This window comes from Pseudomonas sp. NBRC 100443 (genome assembly GCF_030268185.1).
Lineage (GTDB): Bacteria > Pseudomonadota > Gammaproteobacteria > Pseudomonadales > Pseudomonadaceae > Pseudomonas > Pseudomonas citronellolis.
The window spans coordinates 1-719 of sequence record NZ_BSQE01000056.1 but is presented as its reverse complement, the minus strand read 5'-3'; the positions used below and the strand labels follow the sequence as shown (position 1 = coordinate 719).

Annotated in this window: 1 protein-coding gene; it reads right to left on the bottom strand. The window is 59.5% G+C overall.

The features are described 5' to 3' along the window. A partial coding sequence (locus QSJ95_RS32480; RefSeq protein WP_141679884.1) for a transposase occupies positions 1–719 on the bottom strand: 719 nt, incomplete at both ends.

Here is a 719-nt window from a genome sequence, read left to right as displayed (position 1 = left end):
CGTTTGAGGTTGTAGGCGAGCACATGCAGGCTCATCTCGGTGCTCACTCGGGGTAGCGTTTTGGTCAGGAAGTGCGTCGAGCCCATCCAGTGCTTGAGCGTGCCAAATGGATGCTCGACGGTCTGGCGGCGGATGCTCATCATCTCTGGCTGATGATCGAGGCGACGCTGCATGGCATCGATGACGTCCTCGTGCTCCCAGCGTCGAACTCTCCTGAATGGCTCACTGGTGCACTGCGTTCGGAGTGCACATTGCTTGCAGTTCGAGCTCCAGTACGCATGTGTCGTCAGGCCGGCCTCAAGATTCGTGTAGCGATAAATCAGGCTTTGCCCCGCGGGACAGCGGTACTCATTTTTCTCCGGCACATACACAAAATCCTGCTTGCCGAAGCGCCCGTCCGCCTTGCTATTGGATGTCAGCGGCTTAGGGACATAGGTGGTGATGCCAGATTGGTCGCAGGCAAGTATTTCTTCGCCCTTGAAATAACCACGATCGGCGACGACGGTCAGGCCTTCAACCCCGATGGCGCTGCGCGCCTGCTCGGCCATCATCGCCAGTGCCGAGCGATCATGGCCGACATTGGTGACTTCGTGGGCGACGATGAGGTGATGTTGGGTATCTACGGCCGTCTGCACGTTGTAGCCGACCACGCCGGTGCCTCTGCCACTGGTGGCCATGGATCGCGCATCCGGATCGGTCAGGGAGATCTGCCCGTCCGG